We start from the raw sequence: 15,871 nt of genomic DNA, 5'->3' as shown, positions 1-15,871 counted from the left end.
GGTCCCGACCTACGGGTCCGGACCTGCCGGTCCCGACCTACGGGTCCGGACCTGCCGGTCCCGACCTACGGGTCCGGACCTGCCGGTCCCGACCTACGGGTCCGGACCTGCCGGTCCCGACCTGCCGGTCCCGACCCACGGGTCCCGGCTTTGCTGATCGCAGTCCTGCCGGTCCCGGTCCTTGCCGGTCCCGGGCCACTTTTGACCGCGGGCCACTGCCGATCGCGGGCCGGCGCCGGTCGGGCCCCGCCGGCCCCGGGCCCCGCCGGTCCCCGCGTCCTCGCACGTTCTCGCCCCCTGCCCGAAACCTCCTCACGGAAGCGGAAACCCCGATGACAACTGTCCCGGCACGGTCCGGCCCCGTCCCGAAGGAAGCCGAGCCGTCCGCGCACGCGGGCGCCGCGGTGCTCCTCGCCTCGGGGGCCACCTTCCTCGCGCTGCTCGACGCCACGGTCGTCAACGTCGCCTTCCCCGACCTCAGGCGCAGCTTCCCCGACATCTCCCTCTCGCACCTGAGCTGGGTGATCACCGCCTACGCGGTCGTGTTCGCCGCCCTGCTGGCCGCCGCCGGACGCCTCGCGGACGTCCTCGGCCGCCGACGGCTGTTCCTCGTCTCCGTCCTGGCCTTCGTCGTCACCTCCCTCGCGGCCGGCGCCGCGCCCAGCGCCCCGCTGCTCATCGCGGCGCGCGCCGCGCAGGGCGCCGCCGCGGCCGGCATGATCCCCTCGGCCCTCGGGCTGCTGCTGTCCCACACCCCGCCGGCCAAGCGGGCCGCCGCCCTGGGCGCCTGGGGAGCGGCGGGCGGCATGGCCGCGGCCGTCGGCCCGAGCCTCGGCGGACTGCTCGTGGAGAGCTGGGACTGGCGCGTGGTCTTCCTGATCAACGTGCCCCTCGGACTGCTCATCGCCTACGGCACCCTGCGGCTGAGCGCGGACGCGCCCTCGGGCCGGCGACTGGCCGACCCCGTCGGCATCGTGGCCCTGGTCCTGGCCATCGGCAGCCCGGTGACCGCGCTGAGCCAGGGCACCGACTGGGGCTGGTCCAGCTGGAAGGTGCTGTGCCTGTTCGCGGGCGGCGTCGTCTTCGGCCTGGTCGTCGCGCTGCGCTCGCGGCGCCATCCCGCGCCCGCCCTCGAGACCGACCTGTGGCGCAGCCCGGTGTTCACCGCGGCCAACATCACCTCCGCGCTGTTCGGCGCGGCCATGTACGCGTGGCTGCTGGCCTGCCCGCTCTATCTGGCCTCCGTGTGGCACTACTCGGTGCTGAAGTCCGGCCTGGGCGTCACCCCCGGCGCGTTCCTCGCCGCGGCCGGCGCCGTCGTCGTCGGCCGCCGCATGCCCGTCGAACGGCAGTGGCGCGCGGTCATGTTCGGCGGGCTGCTCGCCGGCGCCTCGTTCGCCGCCATGGGGCTGACCCTCGACAGCTCGCCCGAGTACGCCGCCCTGTGGCTGCCGCCGGGCCTGCTCGGCGGACTCGGCATCGGCTGCGTCCTGACCGGTCTGTCGTCGATCGCGTCGGCCGCCCTGCCCGCCGACCGCTTCGCGGCGGGCAGCGGCATGCTCATGACGTCCCGGCAGGTCGGCGGCGCCGTGGGCGTCGCAGGACTCGCCGTGATCCTTCAGTCCGAGGGGCTCGCCACGCCCGACGGCTTCCTCACCGGCTTCGTCTGGTGCGGTGTGGTCGCCGCGCTCGCGGGTGTCAGCGCCGTGGGGCTGCGCAGCCGCGCCTGACGTGCCCCGCCGTCCGGCCCCGTGGCTCCCCAAGGCCACGGGGCCGGATCGCCGTGCCGGACGCCGGGCCCGGCCGGACCCGCCGAGCCGCCGAGCCCGCCGGGTCCGCGATAAACGATTCGAATAACTGAACCCGGAATTCCAGTGCCGCCGGACTGTAGTGTCGGGAACCATGGAAACAGCCGAACTGGACTCGTATATACGGCGGAAATTCGCCGAGCACTCCGGTCTTGCGGAAACCGAGCTGTTCAGCGCCGACACCACTCTGGCCGATGTGATCAGCCGCAGCTCACGCATGACGAACAGCATCGATCTGATGGAATCCTTCGCCCGCACGGCCAACGCCCTGCGAAAGGAGCACGGGATTCGCGTACGGCTTCCGGCACTTCCTCTCGACACCCCGCTGACGACCGTCGTCCAGCTCTTTCTGGAGGAATGCGAACGCGTGCGGAAAGAGGAGGAGGCCGCGTGAGCGTCCGGCCGCCCGAGACACCGGCCCGCCCCGGCCGCGCCGCCCGCGGGGACGCCCCGCCCGCGATCGTCACCGACCTGTACGACGCCCTGACCCGGCGCGGCATGTCGCTGGTCGACGTCACCTGGGAGCAGCACCGCCTCCACGAGTCGCGCCGCTGGAGCGTCGTCGAGATGCTCGCGGACGTCGACGTGGACCGGCTCACCCACCGCGACCGCGTCCTCGTCTGGAACGCCGGCCGCGCCGAACTCACCACCAAGCCCGGCGCCGACCGGCTGGAGCGCCAGGCCGAGGCGGAGTGCCACCGCTGGCGGGACACCGCCCCGGCCGTCGCGGCCGTCATGGAGGCGTGCGGCACCTGGAGCCGCTACTGGAACGAGGAGGAGGCCCACCACGAGACGGTGTTCAACCGCCTCGCCGCCGTCAGCGGGATGGAGCCGATCTCCAACGAGACCTTCATCGAGTTCCGGCAGGTCTTCCCCGACGACAGCATGCTGCGCACGCTCGTGCTGCTCGCCATCTCCGAGATCACCGCCGCCGTCAACTACGGGCAGTGCCAGCAGGTCGTCGAGGACGCGGGCCTGCGCCGCATCTTCAAGCAGGTCGCCGCCGACGAGATCCAGCACCGCAACTACTTCGTCTCCTTCGCCAAGGCCCTCGTGGACAGCGGTGCATACCCCGCCAGGGACGCCTTCGCCGTGGCCCACCTGTTCCTGCGCGAGGACGGCGAACTCCAGGGCAGCGCCCGCGAACAGCGCGAGGCGCGCGGCACCCACGTCAACTGGTGGGACCACCTCGACACGACCGGCACCGACTTCCGGCCCGAGGCACTGGAGAAGAAGGAACAGCTCGTCTGCGGCGCCCTGAAGAAGATCACCGGAATCACGGTGCGCTCGGCCGACGAGGTCGAGGACCAGTGGCTGGACCTGCTCGACAACTGACCGGCCCCGGCCGCCCGTTCGCCCGAGCGGCGGCCCGCGGCCCCGGCCCCGGCGACCCGGACGGATGGTGTTCCGTGCTGCACGGTGAGACCCGACTCGCGCTCCCGGTGCGTCCCAACGACCTGGACGCCCTCGGACACGTCAACAACGCCGTCGTCCTGGAGTACCTGGAGACCGGGCGGCGGCACTGGCTCGCCCGGCTCGGCGGGGCGCCGGCCGCGGGCACGGTCGCCGTGGTCGCGCGGATCGAGGTCGACTACCGCGCGGAGATCCCCTACGGCACGGTCGAGGTGGTCACCGCACTGGAGGCGCCGACCGCCGAGGAGGTCGACGAGGACAGCCTGACCTTCCGGGCGCTGCTGCGCCAGCGCGTCCACCTCCCCGGCACGGCGTGCGCCGCCGTCGACGCCCTGGTGACGGTCGCCTTCCTCGACACGCGGCAGCGCCGTCCCGTCACGCTCCAGGACTACCTCTCGGCCGTCGTCGCCGGCTGAGCACACCGATGCGCCCGCCGAGCGGGAACCCGCGGGCCCCAACGAGGGAGAGCACGATGAGCACGGCCGCAGCGCCGCACGAGAGCGAACACCGGGTGCCCACGTCCGACGGCCACGAACTGCACGTCCGGCAGGTGGGAGCACAGCCCGTCGCGGAGGGGACCCCGGGCGTGCTCTTCCTGCCCGGCCTCTTCGCGGACGGCTCGTTCTTCCTCGGCGCGTCGGGCAGGGGCCCGGCCACCGCCTTCCTCGACGCGGGACACACCGGCTACGTGGCCTCGCTGCGCGGACACGGACCCAGCCGCCGCACGGACGGCCGGCCCACCGGCGACTGGAACTTCGACACCTACGTCCGGCACGACGTGCCCGACCTGGTGCGTGCCGTCTCCGACCGCCACCCCGGGCCCCTGTTCCTGCTCGCGCACAGCATGGCGGGCTACGCCGCGCTGGCCGCGCTGGGCGTCGCGCCCGAGCTCCAGAAACGGCTCGACGGCGTGGTCACCCTGTCCGCCGCCGTCAACGACTACAGCGACGGCGGACTGCCCAAGCGCGCCCAGATCATCTTCGCGGCCACGCTGTCCCGGGTGCTCGGCCGGTTCCCCGCGCGGGCGCTGCGGCAAGGGCGCTGCGACGAACCGGCGGGCCTGATGCGGCAGTTCGCCGCCTGGGCACCGGACGGCGCCTTCCGCAGCGCCGACGGCCGCACCGACTACTGGAGCGCCCTCGCACAGGTGACCCTGCCGGTCCTGGTCGGCGTCGGCGCCGCCGACACCTTCCACGCCTCACCGGCCCGCGCCCGCAAACTCGCCGAACACCTCGGCCCCCGGGCGCAGTTCACCGTCTTCGGCCGCGAGTCCGGGCTGAGCTGGGACCCCGGCCACGTCGACGTGGTGCGCGGCCGGCCGGCGGCGGAGCAGGTGCTGCCCAGGCTGGTGGAGTGGATGCGCACCGTCACCGCGGGCACGGAGTAGGGGGCCGCTGTGCTTGAGTTCCTGCGCGGACGAGGCGACTTCCACGGCCGGGGGCTGTATCTGTACGGGAAGTTCGACGACACCCCCGGCGTCCTGCCGTACCCGGAGTTCCCCGCGCGGATCGCCGCCTGCGCGGACTTCTTCCGCGACCACGGCGTCCGCCCCGGCAGCCGCGTCCTGTTCCCCTTCGAGACCTCGGCCGCGACGGTCCTCTCCTTCCTCGCGCTCATGGAGATCGGCGCCGTACCCCTCAGCGTGAAACCGTTCGCGCTCGGCACGCCCCGCGCGCCCTACGAGGAGTTCCTCGCCCGGATCGCCCGGGAGCACCACGCCGACCACGTGCTGCGGGTGCCGAGCCTCGCCACCGTCACCCCACCCGCGCCCGGTCTGCCGCTGCCGCCGGACGGACTGCGCGCGCCCGGACGGGAGTTGCGCGTCCCGGGGGACGACGAGACGGCCTTCGTGCAGTTCTCGTCCGGCTCCACCGCCTTCCCCAAGGGCATCCCGATCCTGCACGGCAGGCTGCGCGCCAACCTGGAGATGATCACCCGCACCGACGGGCGCGTCCCCGGCGACCGCGTCAGCAGCTGGCTGCCCCTCTACCACGACATGGGCCTGGTCGGCGGACTGCTCTCGTGCTTCCGCGTGGGCTGCGACCTGCTCCTCGCCGACCCCACGTCCTTCCTCTTCGACGCCCCCGGCTGGTGGGAACACCTCGCCAGGGAACGGGTGATGGGCACGGTCGTCCCCAACTTCGCGGTCGACTACTCGCTCCGGCTGATGCGGGACACCGACCCCGCCGACCTCGCCGCCCTCGACCTGTCCCGGCTGCGCGCGATCTACCTCGGCAGCGAACCCGTCAACATCCCCAACCTCCACGCCTTCACCGCCCTGATGGAACCCGCCGGCCTGCGGCCGACCGCCTTCATGCCCTGCTACGGCATGGCCGAGGCGGTCCTGCTGGTCGCCGCCCGGCTGCCCGGCCAGGGCGTCAGGACCGTGCCCGCGCCCTCCGGGGTCCCGGCCGTCTCCGTGGGCCGGCCGCTGCCCGAGTTCACCGTCCGCATCCGCGACGAGCACGGCCGGGTCCGCGCCGAGAACGAGCTGGGCCTGATCGAGCTGGCCGGCGGCAGCCTCGCCCCCGCCTACCTCGGCCGCTCCGAACCGCTCACCGGCGACGACGGCTTCTACGCCACCGGCGACATCGGCTTCCTCGACGGGGGCGAGCTGTTCATCACCGGACGCGACGGCGACCGCATCAAGGTCAACGGACAGAGCCTGTTCGCCGCCGACTTCGAACAGGCCGTGGAACGACTGCCGTTCGTCCGCCAGGGCCGCACCGCCGTCGTCGAGAGCCGGGGAGACCTCCTCGTCCTCACCGAGGTCGGCCGGGAGGCCCGCGCGGACGTCGACGGCACCCGCGCGCGGATAGCCGACCACCTCGTGCACGCGCTCGGCGTGACCGTGCGGCCGGGAGACGTCCACTTCCTGCGCCCCGGCCAGCTGCCCCGCACCAGCAGCGGAAAGCTCCGCCGGCACGCCGTCCTGGAGGCGTACGAGGCGGGACGCCTCGAAGGGCCCACGCTGCCCGCGCCGACGGACGGGACCGGCCCATGCTGATCAGGGCCGACGGCCGCGCGGGCGACCGGAACGAGGTGGAGCGCGCCTGCCGGGCGGCCGTGCGCGCGCTGCGCGCCCACGGGGTGCGCCCCGGCGACCGGGTGCTGCTCACCGGCGCCAACACCGAGGAGTTCGTCGTCGCGCTGTTCGCGCTGATGGAGCACGGCACATCCGTCGCACTCGTCGACCGGGGGCTGCCGCCGCGGCAGCGGGCGCGACGGGCCGAGGAGGCCGCCGCCCACTGGATCCTCACCGACACCCCGCAACCTCATGACGCCACCGGCCCCCGGACCCTGCCCCTCACCGCCCTCACCGCCGGCACCGCGGCGGACACCGACACCGGCACCGACTCCACCCCCCTGTCCTTCCGGCGCTGGTACGAGCGGACGGACGCGCTGATCGTGTGGAGCTCCGGCAGCACCGGTGAGCCCAAGGGCATCGTCCGCTCGGGGAGTTCGGTACGGGACAACATCCGCCGCACCGCCGACCGGATGGCGTACCGCGCCGACGACGTACTGCTGCCGCTGCTGCCCTTCACCCACCAGTACGGGCTGTCCATGCTGCTGCTGTGGTGGACCACCGGCTGCTCCCTGGTCCTCCAGCCCGACAGCCACCGCACCGACGCCGCCCTGAGCGCGATCCGCGCGCACCGCGTCACCGTCGTCGACGGCGTGCCCGCCACCTACCAGAGCCTCCTGCGCGTCGCCCGCGGCGCGACGGACTCCCTGGCGCCGGTCCGCATGTGGTGCGTCGGCGGCGAACCGCTGCGCCCCCGGCTGCGCGAGGAGTTCGCCCGCACGACCGGCCTGCCGCTGCTCGACGGATACGGCAGCAGCGAGGCCGGGAACATCGCGCTCGCCGTCCCCGCACACCCCGAGGGCTGCGGACGGCCCCTGGACGGCATCACCGTACGCGCCGTCGACGAGACCGGCCGCACCCTCGCGCCCGGGGAGGTCGGCGAGATCGTCGTCCGCACCCCCGACCACATGACCGGACTGCTCGGCCCGCACGGCACCGTACGGCCCGTGACCGGACCCGAGTACCGCACCGGGGACCTCGGCCGGGTCGCCGCCGACGGCACCGTGACCGTCCTCGGCCGCCGCTCCGCCGTGCACCGACTCGGCCACACCCTGTACCCCGACGCCATCGCCGACCGCGCGGGCGTCTGCGGCACCCCGGTGCGCGTCGTCCCGGTCGACGGCGACGACGGCGCGCGGACCCGGCTGGTGTTCTTCGTGGCCGACCCCGCCGACCGGGACGCCGCGCACTGGCGGCGGACCTTCAAGGACCGCCTCGCCGAGCACGAATGGCCCAACCGCGTGGTCACCCTCCGCGCGTTCCCGCTCACCAGCACGGGCAAGGTCGACGGCACCGCCCTGCGGCGGCTCGCACGGGCCGCGGTCGCGCCCGACGCCGAAAGAGGTGAACGACCATGAGCCGCAACGACGTCCTGACCGCGCCCCGGCCCTACCGCATCCCCTTCCCGGACCGCACCCGCGCCCTGGGCCGGGTGGCCGACCTCCTCCACGAACGCCGCGCGGAAGTGCTGCGCATCCTGTGCGAGACCTCCAACCACCGCACCGCCGCCGGCGAGATCGACGCGGCGATCGGCGCCCTGCGCGGCGCCGAGGCCGAGGTGCTGCGCTTCCGCCCGCCCGCCGTCGCCCGCATCGCCGTGCTCATGCCGTCGAACATCCCGCTCTACGGCTACGTCCTCTACCTGCTCGTCCCCGGCCTCTACGCCGAACGCGTCGAGTTCCGGCCCTCGGGCCGCATCGCCGCCCAGACCGAACGGCTCCACAAACTGCTCGGCACCGCCCACGACCTGCCCCTCACCCTCTCCGCCACCGGACAGCGCGCCTTCCTCGACGGACCCGCCGCCGACGCCGACGTCGTCGTGTTCACCGGCGCCTTCGACAACGCCGAGGCGATCCGCGGCCGGCTCACCAAACGGCAGCTGTTCCTCTACTTCGGGCAGGGCGTCAACCCGTTCGTCGTCGGACCCGACGCCGACCTCGGCCGGGCCGTCGACGGAGCGGTCCGCGCCCGCATGCTCAACTCCGGCCAGGACTGCTTCGGACCCGATGTCTTCCTCGTCCACGACCGGGTCGCCGACCGCTTCCGCGCGCTGCTGTGCGGCCGCGTCGAAGGGCTCAGGCACGGCGCCTACGACGACCCCGGCGCCGACTACGGCTCCCTCTACTACCCGGACGCCTTCCGCGCCGCCCTCGACCACCTCCACGACCACCGCGCCCGCATCGCCACCGGCGGGCGCGCCGACCTCGCCGAACGGCACCTCAGCCCCACCGTGCTCGTCCGGCCCGCCGACACCCCCGTCCGCCCGCCCGAACTGTTCGCGCCGATCTTCGACGTCGTCCCCTACACCGACGACGCCTGGCTGCGCACCCTGCTCACCCACCCGTACTTCGAGGAGCGCGCCATGGCCGCCACCGTCTACGGCGACGACCCCGGCCTCGTGGACCTGCTGCGCCGCCGCCACACGGTCAGCGTCAACGAGACCCTCATCGACATCGAGGACGGCAACGCCCCCTTCGGCGGCCGCGGCGTCCGCGCCAACTACGCCTCCGTGGGCGGCACCCGGCACACCGGACCGCTGCTCGTGTCCAAGGCGGTCGCCGACCACGTCCGGCCCGCGGGAGACCCGCGATGACCGGGGCGGCCGCACCCGAGACCGTACGGGGCTGCTGGCGTGCCGTGACCCGGCTGCTCGAACGCGACGGCGTCCGGGCCGCGTTCGGGCTCCCGGCCGACGACCTGGACCTGCTGGCCGCCCTCGACGGCAGCGGCATCCGCCTCGTCGTCTGCCGCGACCAGCGCAACGCCCTGTTCATGGCGACCGGCCACGCCCTCCAGTCCGGCGCGACCGGCATCGCCTTCACCGGCAAGGGGCCCGCCGTCACCAACGCCCTGACCGGACTGCTGGAGGCGAAGTACTCGGCCGTGCCCCTCGTCCTGCTCGCCGCCGGCACGGCCGTCGACCGCCTGGGCGCCGGCGCCTTCCAGGAGGCCGACCAACTGGCCCTGGCCGCCCCGCTGGTGAAGTGGGCCGCACGCGTCGACGACCCCGGCCGCCTCGCCCCCATGCTCACCCGCGCCCTCCTCGTCGCCCGCGAGGGCGTCCCCGGGCCGGTCTACCTGGAACTGCCCGACCACCTGCTCACCGCCGACGTCCCGCTGCCCGAGGACACCGCACACGTCGAACGGCCCACCGCCCTGCGCCTCGACCCGGACGCCGACGCCCTGCGCGTCCTGCGCGGCAGCGAACGGCCCCTGCTCGTCCTCGGCGGCGGAGTGCGCCACCGCACCGCACCCGGAGCCCTGGAGCGGTTCGCCGAGCGCACCGGCGCCGCCGTGTTCTGCACCGCCAGCGGACGCGGCGCCTTCGACGAGACACACCCGCAGTTCTGCGGCCTCACCGGCCTCTACCTCCCGGACGAGGCGGCCGGACTGTGGGAGGACACCGACTGTGTCCTCACCCTCGGCAGCCGACTGGAGGAGACCGCCACCCACGGCTGGCCGGACACCGTCGGCCACGAGGTCCCGGTGGTCCAGGTCAACGTCGACGCGGCCGAGTTCCGCACCGGACTCGCCGGACCCAAGGTCCTCGCCGACGTCACCGCCCTGCTCGCCGGACCGTTCGGCACCGCGCCGAGCACCGGCGCCGCACCCGGGTGGACCCGGCGGGTCCGGGACGTCCACCACACACTCCACCGCCACCACCACGAGAGGCTGCGCGACCTCGCAGCCCACGCGGACCTGCGCATCCCGGAAGTCCTCGCCGCGCTCGCCGACGTCCTGCCCGACGACCTCGTCCTCGTCCAGGAGAACGGCCTCCAGGACATGTGGTCGTACCGCTACCCCGTCCATGTGAGCCCCGCGCGGGGCGGCTCGGTCGTGCCCTCCGAACAGACCAGCCTCGGCTTCGGCGCGGCGGCCGCCGTCGGCGTCGCGGTCGCCGCGCCCGGCAGACCGGTCGTCGCCCTCGTCGGCGACGGCGCGTTCGGCCTCTTCGAACCCGACCTGCCCACCCTCGCCGAGGCCCGGCTCGGCGTCCTCTACGTCGTCCTGCGCAACGGCGGCTACGGCTGGCTCCAGAGCCAACTCGACCAGCGCGAACCCCCGACGACCGGCCACCGGTTCCTCTCACCGGAACCGTCCCGCTCCAGCACCCACGGCCTGCCCGGACTGCACCGGCTGCTCCTCGACGACCGGGCGGCACTGCACGCCGTCGTCGAGGAGGCGTGGAAACTCTGCCGCTCCGGCGAGTCCGTACTGCTCGACGTGCCGGTCCGGCTCGCCGACTCCCTCTTCCACGGCAGCGCCGGGAACGGCGACTTCCCGCTGCCGTCCGCCCACGCACCGGAAGGAGACGCGTCATGACGACCGGCACACCCGCACGACGGGTGGTGATCACCGGCTGGGGCATGGTCACCCCGCTCGGCCTCGACGCCCCCAGCACCTGGCAGGGCATGCGCGCCGGCCGCAGCGGCATCGGCCCCATCACCCAGGTCGACACGGACGACCTGCCCGTCCGCATCGCCGGCGAGGTCAAGGGCTTCGACCCCGCGCTGCACCTGCCGTACAAGGTGGTCCGGCGCACCGACCCCTACGCCCGCTACGCCCTCGTCGCCGCCCAGGAGGCCCTGGCCCACGCGCGGTTCGGCGTCGAGCCCGAGCGCGCCCACCGGGTCGGCGTCCTCGTCGGCAGCGGCTACGGGCCCATGAAGTCCATCGCCGACCACACCCGGGTCCTCGACGCCAAGGGACCGCGCGCCGTGTCCCCGCTCTCCGCCGTCACCGGCGCCATCGACAGCGCGCCCGGCGAGATCAGCCTCGCCACCGGCGCCACCGGCCCGTCACGGGCCACCAGCAGCGCCTGCGCCTCCGGGGCCGACGCCCTCGGCGAGGCCGCCCGCTGGATCAGGGCCGGAGCGAGCGACGTGGTCATCGCCGGCGGCGCCGACGACATCATCACCCGCGTCGACATCGCGGGCAGCGGCAACGCCGGCGCCCTGTCCACCCGCGACGGCGACCCCACCGAGGCGTCCCGGCCCTTCGACGAGGACCGCGCCGGCTTCGTCATGGCGGCCGGCGCCGGCATCGTCGTCCTGGAGGCCGAGGACCACGCCCTCGCCCGCGGCGCCCGCATCCTCGCCGAACTCGCCGGATACGCCGCCACCTCCGACGCCTACCACTGGACCGCCCCGCACCCCGAGGGCACCTCCACCCGCCGGGCGATGCGGCTCGCCCTCGCCGACGCCGGCCTCACCCCCGGGGACATCGACTGGGTCAACGCCCACGGCACCGGGACCCGGTTGAACGACGGCGCCGAACTCGCCGCGCTGCGCGCCGTGTTCGGCGACCGGATCGAACGCGTGCCGGTCAGCTCCGTCAAGTCGATGACCGGGCACATGATCGGGGCCGCGGGCGCCGTGGAGGCGATCACCGCCGGCCTCGCCATCAACGAGGGCGTCGTACCGCCCACCCTCAACTGCCACCGGCCCATCGACCCGTCGGTGGACTTCGTCGCCCACACCGCGCGCCGCCACGACGTCGACACGGTGCTGAGCAACTCCTTCGGCTTCGGCGGCCACAACGCCGTCCTGGTCCTGCGCCGCTGGAGCCCCCGACGACCCGCGGAGCAGCCATGACACCCACCCTCACCGCCCCCGTGCCCTGCACGGTCATCGACCAGCGGCGCCTGTACGAGCACTACCGGTCGGTGCCGGACCCGGCCGCCTACGCCGAACTCGTGCGCATGGAGGACGAGTGGATCACCGCGCTCGGCCGGGCCTACGAGGAGGAGGCACCCGACTTCGCGACCTCCGCGGACGTCCTCAAGGCCATGCGCGAGTTCCTGGTGGCCGAGGCCCGCGCCGCCACCGACAACCACCGGTACCTCGCGACGGAGGCCACCCGCGAGGAATTCGAGTACGTGGTACGGGAGTTCGCCGTCGACGGCCTCACCGAGTCGCTGTCCCTGCTCGCCGTCGTGCCCAAGCTGCCCTACCGCTCCGGCATGGCCGTCTTCCGGGTGCTCATCGACGAACTCGGCTGCGGCAACGAGGCGATGGCCCACGCCCAGCTCTACCGCGACCTGCTGACCGAACTCGGCATGCCGCTCGACCTCGACAGCTACCGGGACATCGGCCCCGAGAGCTACGCCTACGTCAACCTGTTCCACTGGATCGCCAACCGGGCGCCGGTCCCCGAGTACTTCCTCGGCGGATACGCCTACTTCGAGGCGAGCGTCCTCTACGGGCTCCAGAGCTTCGCCCACGCCGCCCAGCGGCTCGGCATCACGAACCACCAGTACTACACGGAGCACATCTACATCGACAAGTTCCACAGCAAGCAGATGCGCACCGCCATCCGCGAGGCGGAGACCGCGGCCGGCCTCGACCTCGCCAAGGTGTGGGCCGGCGTCCGGATGACCAGCGCGGTCGTCACCCACGCCACCGAGACCGCCATCTCCCGCGCGCGGGGCCTCGTATGAGCACCGCCGACGAGGTGACACCGGTGTCCGCGCGGCACGTGGACGACGACGTCGTGGCCATCGAACTGGGCGGCAGGACCGTGCTGGCGAGCGCCGTGTGCCCGCACCGCAAGGGCCGGCTGCGCTTCGGCCGCGTCGACACGGACAAGCTGCGCATCACCTGCCCCCTGCACCACTCGACGTTCAGCCTGGAGACCGGCGACCGGCTCGCCGGCCCGGCCTGCGACCCGCTGCGCATCCTCGGCGCGGCCCCCGGGGAGACACCGTGAGCGGCCTGCTGGCGGGCCGCACCGTCCTGGTCACCGGTGTCCTCACCGACCGCTCGATCGCCTTCCACGTCGCCCGCGTCGCCCAGGAACAGGGCGCCGAGGTCGTGCTGACCGCCTACGGCCGCCCCACCCTCGTCAACCGCATCGCCCGCAGGCTGCCGAGGCCCGCGCCCGTGCTCGAACTGGACGTCACCGACGACGGCCAGCTCGCCACCCTGGAGGCCAGGCTGCGCGAGCACGTCGACCACCTCGACGGGGTGCTGCACGCGGTCGCGTTCGCACCGCCGGGCGCGCTCGGCGGCAACTTCCTCGCCACGTCACGGGCGGACGCCACGACCGCGTTCGAGGTCTCCGCGCTCTCCCTCCAGTCGCTCACCGCCGCCGTGCTGCCGCTGCTCGCGCCGGGCTCGTCGGTGGTCGGCCTGGACTTCGACGCCCGCCAGGTGTGGTCCGGCTACGACTGGATGGGCGTCGCCAAGGCGGGCCTGGAGTCCTGCGCCCGCTACCTCGCCGCCTACCTCGGCGAGCGGGGCATCCGCGTCAACCTGGTTGCCGCGGGCCCGCTGCGCACCCCGGCCGGACGGGCGGCGTACGGCGCGGACACCGACCCGGCCGAGGCGGAGGACGAGTGGCACGCGCGGGCCCCGCTCGGCTGGTCCGCGAGCGACTTCGAGCCGGTGGGCCGGGCGTGCGTGGCCCTGCTCTCGGACTGGTTCCCGGCGACGACCGGGGAGATCCTGCACGTGGACGGGGGCGTGCACGCCGTCGGGGACGCCGGTGTGCGGACGGCGGCCGGCGCGGGCGCGCGGGCGGCGCTGGGCGGTGGGGCGCGTGGGAGCTGAAACCGTGCGGAACGCCGCGGCCGGGGCGGACGGCGCGGTGGCGGAGGAGCCCGTCGTCGTGAGCGCCGGGCGCATCGCCCGCTTCGCCGACGCGATCGGCGACCCGCATCCCGCGTACCGCAGCGCGGCGGCGGCCCGGGTCCTCGGCCACCCCGACGTGATCGCCCCGCCCACCTTCGCCGTCCGGCTGGCCGCGCGCGCCGAGGCCCGCCTCCTCGGCGACGACCACGCGGTGCTCCAGCACCTCTCCCAGGAGGTCCGGCACACCCGCCCGGTGCGCGCGGGCGACGTCCTGGTGGCCCGCGCCCGCCTCCTGTCGCTCCGGCACGCCCTCGGCGGGGTGCTGCTGACGCTGGAGACGACGGTCTCGGCACCCGACGGCACGGTCGTCGCCGTGTGCCGCAGCCGGCTGCTGTCCCGGGACACCGCACCCGCCGGGCCGGACCCGGACACGATCCGCGCCGCCCTGGAGGAACTGGTCGGCCGGGAGGACTTCTCCTGCCTCGGCGCCAAGGCGGCCCTCAGACGCGGCACCGTCCGCCACCGGCACCACGGCGAACTCGGCAGCGACACCGGTGTGTTGAGCCATCTGGACGACCTGTACGACTTCCTGGAGACGTTCGAGCCCACCGCCCGCAGCTACACCTCCCACGTCGCCACCTTCGACCCGCTCCCGGACACCTCGGAGCGGACCTTCGAGGAGACGGTCTGGCGCCACCTCCAGCGCATGCACGACGAGGACGCCCGGCACCACGTCTGGAGCGACGCCTACGACGCCGACCCCGCCTCGCCCCGGTTCGCGTTCTGCGTCGGCGGCCACCCCTTCTTCGTGGTGGGCCTGCACCCCGGCGCCTCCCGCCCCGGCCGCCGCTTCACGAGCCCCGCGCTGGTGTTCAACTCGCACCTCCAGTTCAACGCCATGGGCCCCACCTTCTTCAAGCTCCGCCGCAAGATCAGACAGCGCGAGCGCGCCTTCCACGGCTCGGTCAACCCCAGCCTCGCCACCTACCGGGACGAGGCCCGCCACTACGGCGGCCGGATGACCGAACCCGACTGGCGCTGCCCGTTCGCCCCGCACCCCGCCACCGGCCCCGACGACCCGGGGCGGGCGGCCTCAGCCCCGTGACCTCGTCCCGCTGCGCGGCGCCGTCCACGACGTGAGTATCCCGAGCGCCTCGTCCGAGGGGCTGCCCGGCTCCGCGGTGAGGACCATCAGCCGCTGGTCGGGGTCGTCCGGGTTCGCCCAGGTGTCGCAGTCCAGGGTCAGCCGCCCCACCAGGGGGTGGTGGAACTCCTTGGTGCCGTAGCCGGTCGCGGACACGATCCGGCCGCCCCACCACTCCCGGAACTCCCCGCTGCGCACGGACAGTTCACCGACCAGAGCCGCCAGCCGCGGATCGTCGGGGTTGCCGGCGGTCTCCATGCGCAGCGTCGCCGCGCCCAGCCGGGCGGCCGTCTCCCAGTCGGCGAACAGGGACCGGAACGCGGGGCTGAGGAACACCAGCCGGATGTAGTTGCGCTCCGCGGGCGGCAGCTCGCCGAAGTCCGTGTAGAGGGCGGCAGCGGCGGCGTTCCAGGCCAGGATGTCGTTGTAGCGGCCGAGCACCATGGCGGGGGAGCGCTCCAGCCGGTCGAGCAGCCGCCGGGTCGAGGGGCGCACCCGCTGGACCCGGCGCCGGGCGCGCGGAGCCGGCGTCTTGCCGGACACCTCGTACAGATACGCCTGCTGGCTCTCGTCGAGGCGCAGCGCGCGGACGAGGGCCACCAGCACACCGGCGGAGGGCCGCAGCCGGCCCTGCTCGATCCGGGTGTAGTAGTCGACGCTGATCGACGCCAGCCGTGCCACCTCGTCGCGCCGCAGGCCGGGCACCCGGCGCAGCGTGCCGTCCTCGGCGAGGCCCACCGCGGCGGGGGTCAGCTCCGCCCGCCGCGCCTTGAGGAAGGCGCCCAGCTCGGACCGCCGGCCGGGCCCGTCCGTCGTGTCCGTCCTGTCCGCGGTGTCGTTCATGTCTGCC

General features: G+C 74.3%; 15 protein-coding genes. 14 read left to right on the top strand and 1 reads right to left on the bottom strand.

Annotated elements, in window-relative coordinates:
- Positions 1–332: 332 nt before the first annotated feature.
- The 14 genes from AB0F77_RS12475 (at position 333) to gntA (ending at position 14,982) form a co-directional block, all read left to right on the top strand.
- Entirely contained in the window at positions 333–1,730 is a 1,398-nt protein-coding gene (locus AB0F77_RS12475; RefSeq protein WP_361945775.1) for a DHA2 family efflux MFS transporter permease subunit, read from the top strand.
- Positions 1,731–1,902: 172 nt separating this feature from the next.
- Positions 1,903–2,202: a hypothetical protein gene (locus tag AB0F77_RS12470; RefSeq protein ID WP_361945772.1), complete on the top strand. Its 300-nt coding sequence runs from the start codon at positions 1,903–1,905 to the stop codon at positions 2,200–2,202.
- Complete coding sequence (locus AB0F77_RS12465; RefSeq protein ID WP_361945769.1) at positions 2,199–3,143, top strand: acyl-ACP desaturase; 945 nt, start codon at positions 2,199–2,201, stop codon at positions 3,141–3,143. The genes AB0F77_RS12470 and AB0F77_RS12465 overlap by 4 nt, the downstream gene beginning before the upstream one ends.
- Before the next feature lie 74 nt (positions 3,144–3,217).
- Positions 3,218–3,637 (top strand): acyl-CoA thioesterase, encoded by a 420-nt coding sequence (locus tag AB0F77_RS12460; RefSeq protein ID WP_361945766.1) that lies wholly within the window; start codon positions 3,218–3,220, stop codon positions 3,635–3,637.
- Positions 3,638–3,693: 56 nt separating this feature from the next.
- Complete coding sequence (locus tag AB0F77_RS12455; protein WP_361945763.1) at positions 3,694–4,608, top strand: alpha/beta fold hydrolase; 915 nt, start codon at positions 3,694–3,696, stop codon at positions 4,606–4,608.
- A gap of 9 nt (positions 4,609–4,617) precedes the next feature.
- Positions 4,618–6,228: an AMP-binding protein gene (locus AB0F77_RS12450; RefSeq protein ID WP_361945760.1), complete on the top strand. Its 1,611-nt coding sequence runs from the start codon at positions 4,618–4,620 to the stop codon at positions 6,226–6,228.
- A complete protein-coding gene (locus AB0F77_RS12445) occupies positions 6,222–7,664 on the top strand; it encodes a fatty acid--CoA ligase family protein (RefSeq protein ID WP_361945757.1) in 1,443 nt (480 codons plus the stop codon). Before AB0F77_RS12450 ends, AB0F77_RS12445 begins: the two co-directional genes overlap by 7 nt.
- Positions 7,661–8,899 carry an aldehyde dehydrogenase family protein gene (locus AB0F77_RS12440; protein ID WP_361945755.1) on the top strand — a complete coding sequence of 413 codons (1,239 nt, stop codon included), beginning with the start codon at positions 7,661–7,663 and terminating at the stop codon, positions 8,897–8,899. Before AB0F77_RS12445 ends, AB0F77_RS12440 begins: the two co-directional genes overlap by 4 nt.
- A complete protein-coding gene (locus AB0F77_RS12435) occupies positions 8,896–10,629 on the top strand; it encodes a thiamine pyrophosphate-binding protein (protein WP_361945752.1) in 1,734 nt (577 codons plus the stop codon). Before AB0F77_RS12440 ends, AB0F77_RS12435 begins: the two co-directional genes overlap by 4 nt.
- Complete coding sequence (gene fabF / locus AB0F77_RS12430; protein ID WP_361945749.1) at positions 10,626–11,900, top strand: beta-ketoacyl-ACP synthase II; 1,275 nt, start codon at positions 10,626–10,628, stop codon at positions 11,898–11,900. Before AB0F77_RS12435 ends, fabF begins: the two co-directional genes overlap by 4 nt.
- The gene (locus tag AB0F77_RS12425) at positions 11,897–12,745 is read left to right on the top strand and encodes an iron-containing redox enzyme family protein (protein ID WP_361945746.1); all 849 of its coding nucleotides are present in this window, start codon (positions 11,897–11,899) and stop codon (positions 12,743–12,745) included. Before fabF ends, AB0F77_RS12425 begins: the two co-directional genes overlap by 4 nt.
- Positions 12,742–13,014 carry a Rieske (2Fe-2S) protein gene (locus AB0F77_RS12420; protein WP_361945743.1) on the top strand — a complete coding sequence of 91 codons (273 nt, stop codon included), beginning with the start codon at positions 12,742–12,744 and terminating at the stop codon, positions 13,012–13,014. The genes AB0F77_RS12425 and AB0F77_RS12420 overlap by 4 nt, the downstream gene beginning before the upstream one ends.
- Positions 13,011–13,856, top strand: coding sequence for an enoyl-ACP reductase FabI (gene fabI / locus AB0F77_RS12415; protein WP_361945740.1), 846 nt, complete (start codon positions 13,011–13,013; stop codon positions 13,854–13,856). The genes AB0F77_RS12420 and fabI overlap by 4 nt, the downstream gene beginning before the upstream one ends.
- A complete protein-coding gene (gntA, locus tag AB0F77_RS12410; RefSeq protein WP_361945737.1) occupies positions 13,846–14,982 on the top strand; it encodes a guanitoxin biosynthesis heme-dependent pre-guanitoxin N-hydroxylase GntA in 1,137 nt (378 codons plus the stop codon). Before fabI ends, gntA begins: the two co-directional genes overlap by 11 nt.
- On the opposite strand, the gene AB0F77_RS12405 is transcribed toward gntA, so the two are convergent.
- Positions 14,971–15,864, bottom strand: coding sequence for a helix-turn-helix transcriptional regulator (locus AB0F77_RS12405; protein WP_361945734.1), 894 nt, complete (start codon positions 15,862–15,864; stop codon positions 14,971–14,973). The two genes, gntA and AB0F77_RS12405, sit on opposite strands and share 12 nt — an antisense overlap.
- Positions 15,865–15,871 lie beyond the last annotated feature (7 nt).

The organism is Streptomyces sp. NPDC026672 (assembly GCF_040638185.1).
Lineage (GTDB): Bacteria > Actinomycetota > Actinomycetes > Streptomycetales > Streptomycetaceae > Streptomyces.
This window is presented reverse-complemented; position numbering and strand designations above follow the sequence as displayed.